Origin of the sequence: Pseudofrankia coriaricola (assembly GCF_032027725.1) — a bacterium.
Taxonomy (GTDB): domain Bacteria; phylum Actinomycetota; class Actinomycetes; order Frankiales; family Frankiaceae; genus Pseudofrankia.
In genome coordinates this window covers 1-4,126 of sequence record NZ_JASNFO010000181.1, presented here as the reverse complement: position 1 = coordinate 4,126, position 4,126 = coordinate 1, and the positions used below count along the sequence as shown (strand labels likewise).

At 69.1% G+C, this 4,126-nt stretch carries 5 protein-coding genes; 4 read left to right on the top strand and 1 reads right to left on the bottom strand.

The window, feature by feature from the left end; translation table 11 throughout:
* The 3 genes from QOZ89_RS46800 to QOZ89_RS46790 all read left to right on the top strand — a co-directional run.
* Positions 1-288, top strand: a 288-nt coding sequence (locus tag QOZ89_RS46800; protein ID WP_312630369.1) for a hypothetical protein, incomplete at its 5' end; no start/stop codon positions are given.
* Positions 285-1,496, top strand: a complete 1,212-nt coding sequence (locus QOZ89_RS46795; RefSeq protein ID WP_397428978.1) for an ABC transporter substrate-binding protein — start codon at positions 285-287, stop codon at positions 1,494-1,496. The genes QOZ89_RS46800 and QOZ89_RS46795, both read left to right, overlap by 4 nt.
* A gap of 28 nt (positions 1,497-1,524) precedes the next feature.
* Positions 1,525-2,298, top strand: coding sequence for a sulfotransferase family protein (locus QOZ89_RS46790; RefSeq protein ID WP_312630367.1), 774 nt, complete (start codon positions 1,525-1,527; stop codon positions 2,296-2,298).
* 88 nt (positions 2,299-2,386) lie between these two features.
* On the opposite strand, the gene QOZ89_RS46785 is transcribed toward QOZ89_RS46790, so the two are convergent.
* Positions 2,387-2,581: a hypothetical protein gene (locus tag QOZ89_RS46785; RefSeq protein WP_071049920.1), complete on the bottom strand. Its 195-nt coding sequence runs from the start codon at positions 2,579-2,581 to the stop codon at positions 2,387-2,389.
* A gap of 142 nt (positions 2,582-2,723) precedes the next feature.
* Here QOZ89_RS46785 and QOZ89_RS46780 point away from each other — a divergent pair, with 142 nt between their 5' ends.
* A complete protein-coding gene (locus tag QOZ89_RS46780; protein ID WP_312627305.1) occupies positions 2,724-3,920 on the top strand; it encodes an IS4 family transposase in 1,197 nt (398 codons plus the stop codon).
* Positions 3,921-4,126 lie beyond the last annotated feature (206 nt).

Genomic DNA, 4,126 nt, shown 5'->3' with positions numbered 1-4,126 from the left:
TCGACCCCGACCGGGTCGGCTTCGCCCGAACCCTGCGCCTCGTCCGCCGTTCCGCCACCGGGACGGCGGACATTCCCCCCTGACGACTGGCACGCCCAGCTACCCCGGTTCCACGCCGAGATCACCCGCACGCTCAACCCACCGCGGCGCCACCGCACCTGCCCCCGCGTCGTCAAACGCCCCCGCCACAACAGCTACCGCGTCAAGAAACGCGACGAACCCGCCTCAATCCGCCATCCAGGCCCGCCAACGATCCGGCTCCACCCGCTCGCCCCACGCGCAGCATGACCACATCCCGGAAAGATCAAACTACGCTTCACGGCATTGCCCCTAGACCCGGCACCGCCGCCGCATCGGGCGCCGATGTGCTCGGGCCGGTGAAGCCCGCGAGCGGCGAGCCGGTGAAGATCGGAGTCATCTCCGACGGCGCGTCCCCCGCCGTCGACAACACCGCCCAGCTCGGCGTCGCCGACGCCGCCGCCGCCTACCTCAACGAGCGGCGGTCCGGTATCGGCGGCCGCCCGATCAAGCTGTACAAATGCGAGACACAGGGCGACCCGGCAAAAGGCGCCGACTGCGCGAACCAGATGATCGAGGATGGCGTCGTCGCCGTCGCCATTCCCGAGTCGGCGGTCGCGGACACCATCTGGAAGCCACTGGCGGACGCCAAGCTGCCGGCGATGTTCTTTGGCTCCAGCAACCAGGACCTGCTCGCCGATAGCGAGTCGATGTTCACCCTCAGTGATCCGCTGTACACCCTGCTCCAGCTTCCGATCGGCCTCGCCAAGAAGCTGGGAGTCCACAAGGTGACATCGGTCGTGATCGACGTGCCAGCCGCACTGCATACCACCGAGGAAGTGGCCCCCAAGGTGTTCGCCGACGCCGGTCTCGACTACCAGGTCGTCGCGATACCGCCCGGCACCGCCGACATGACGCCACAGATGCAGAATGTCCTCAGCGGGCGGCCCGGTGTCGTGTTCGTCATCGGTAACGACGGATTCTGCATCAGCGCCTTCAACGGCCTGCGCGCGGTTGGCTACGACGGCACCGTCAGCGGAATTTCTCAGTGCATCACCGACGCGACCCGCAAGGCCGTGCCGGCCTCGGTTCTCAGCGGGATGGTCGTATCCGCTACCGTGCCGAACGGCGGGAGTGACCCGTCCACAGCGCCGTACGACGCGGTGATCAAGACCTACGGTCACGGCATCGACAACACCGCGATCAGCGGCAGGGGCATGTTCGTGACGCTCGGCGCCCTCGCGACAGCTCTCGAGGGCATCTCCGGGGACATCACTCCAAAGTCCGTCATCGCGACCATCAAGGCAATGCCGGAGCGGGAGCTGCCTGGCGTTGCCGGCCTGAGGTTCCGGTGCAACGGGAAGGCGGCTCCGGACACCCCTGCGGTCTGTGTGCGGGGCGGCCTGTCGACGACCCTCGACGACAAAGGCCAGCCCACCAAGTTCGAGGTGCTCGGCTCCACTCCCATCGGAGACTGAGCGCCTGACGCCCCGGATACGTGACCTGTTGCCGACGAGTGCGACGGGCCCTCAGGAATGCCAGGACCTGATGGGCCTGGACTTCAAGTCGCACTACTTCCAGGCATTCGCGCGGGTGCCGTCCTACTCGTCCTGGATGCTCGACGCGGATCTCACGCCGACCTACCACTATGAGCGGCGGGCGTTGAAGCTTTTGCAGTGGCGGGGCGATCGGAAGCCGTGGCGGCTGAAGTCGCCGACGCATATGATCTTCCTGGAACATCTGGTGGCGGCGTTTCCCGACGCGCGTTTCTGGATGACGCACGGGGATCCGACTGAGGTCCTCGTGTCTGCCGCCGAGGTCTACGAGGTGATCGGCGGCATGTTCACCGACGACGTCGACCGGCACTACATCGGCGCGCTCAACGTCGAACACTGGTCGATCGGGATACGGCGCGCCCTCGCCTTCCGCGCGGCGGGCAACGACCACCGGTTCTTCGACCTGGACTTCCGCGCCACGCAGCGGAACCCGATCGGCGAGGTTCGCCGCCTTTACGACTGGCTCGGCGAGCCTGTCACCCCGGAGTTCGAGACCGGCATGCGTCGTTGGTGGCACGAGAACGGCGAGTCCCGTGCGAGCAACTTGCACCCCGATCCGGTGACCTACGGCCTTGACCTGGAGAAAGTGCAACCGCTGTTCGCCGACTACACCAGCCGCGCCGCGGAGTGGACGACGTCCCGGACCTCTAACGCGGCCGGGGTCAGCGCGGCCAACAGCAGGCCGGTCACGTGGCTGTCCAGGCAGCCCCCGGCCAGTTGCTGACACTGCCGGGTGCCGTAGTCGCTCTTGTCTCGGGCGCACACGTAGGCCGGGTGCAGCCGCCCTCACGGCCCGTGCTGGTAGCGCACCGTCATCCTCCCCGGCAGCGGGCGCAGACCACCAGCCCGGCCAGCAGGGCCGGGCCGTCGCGCACCGGGCCCGGGCCCGCGGCCCGGGACTGGTTGGCCTGCATCCGCTGCATGTTCCGCTCGTACTGCTCGACGCTGATGTAGGACGGCAGCCGCCCGGGCAGACAGACGATCCACTTTGCCCGGTCGGTGCGCACCCGCCCGGTGAACGGCCTACCCGCCTGCCGCCGCCTTGAGTCCAGCCTGCTGCGACCGTAGACGTAGTTAAACGCAATGCCGTTGACTTAGGGTCGAGGTAGGCTGGGTTAGTAGTCCAGTGGCTACTAGAGGTGATGCCCAGTGGCTACTCACCTGGTTGATCGGTTCGCGCTTGGGGATCTCACTCAGGTGTTCCCGCCGGAGCTGGTGGACGTGGTGCTGGCCAAGACCCGGGACCGTGAGGTACGGGTGCGGCTGCTGCCGCCGAGGCTGACGGCGTACTTCGTGCTCGCGCGGGCGTTGTTCTGCCCGGAGCCGTACCGGGAGGTGCTGCGCACGCTCGCCGAAGCCGCCCGTCGCGAGGACGACGGGGGCCAGTGGCGGGTTCCGGACAAGGCGGCGATCTTCCGGGCACGCCGCGCGCTGGGCGTGGAACCGTTCCGTGACCTGCTGGTGCACGCGGGTACGGCGGTGGCCGACGAACGGACCCCGGGGGCGTTCTGGCGGGGCCTGCGGCTGATGGTCGTCGACGGGACTACCCTGCCGGCCGCCGACACCGAGGCCAACGAGGCGGGGCTTGGACGGCCGCGGCCCCGGCCGGGCAAGGGTCCGACCGGGTATCCGTTGGTGCGGCTCGCAGTGCTGATCGAGGCCGGCACCCACGTGGTCACCGACGCGGTGGTCGACTCCTACCGGGTCCAGGAGCGGGCGCTGGTCGAGCGGCTGGCCCCCTCGCTCGGGCCGGGAATGCTGGTGCTGGCCGACCGGGGCCTGCCCGGAGCGCATCTGTGGCAGCGGGCGGAGGCCCGCGGCGCCCACCTGCTGTGGCGCGTCCCGGGCACCTGGAAACTTCCGGTGGAAGACGTGCTCGCGGACGGCTCGTGGCTGTCCACGGTTCGCGGCGGCCGGGGCCGCCGCGTCCGGCCGCCCCAGGACGCACGGGTTCGAGTGATCGAGTACGGCCTGGACGTGTCCGGCCGGACCGAACGCTACCGGCTGATCACGACGCTGCTCGACCCCGACCAGGCCCCCGCCGCCGAGCTCGCCGCGCTCTACAGCGAGCGGTGGGAAGTCGAGAACAGTCTGGCCGAGCTGAAGACCACCCAGATCGGCGCAGGCACCGTCCTGCCGAGCAAGAGCCCGGCACTGGTGCTCCAGGAGGTCTACGCACACCTGGCGGTCTACACCGGTCTGCGGGTACTGATGCACGCGGTGGCCGTCGGCCGCGGCGAGCCCCTCGATCCCGACCGGCTCTCCTTCGCCGCCACCCTGCGGGCGGTCCGGCGCAGTGTCACCGCGTTCCCGGGGAACCTTTCCCCCCTACCGCCTCGCGGCTGAACTCGCCCACCTCGCCCGTGAGCTTCAGGAAGAGATCAACCCTCCGCGCCGGCTCCGCGCCGAGGTCCGCCAGGTCAAACGGAAGATGTCCCGCTTCCTGTCGTGGAACCCCCAACGACCGCGGCCTCCCCGGCCCACCCGACGCCCAGCCGAAACCGTACAGATCATCCGGGCCGTCCCACCCCTACCAGGTTCTTAAGTCAACG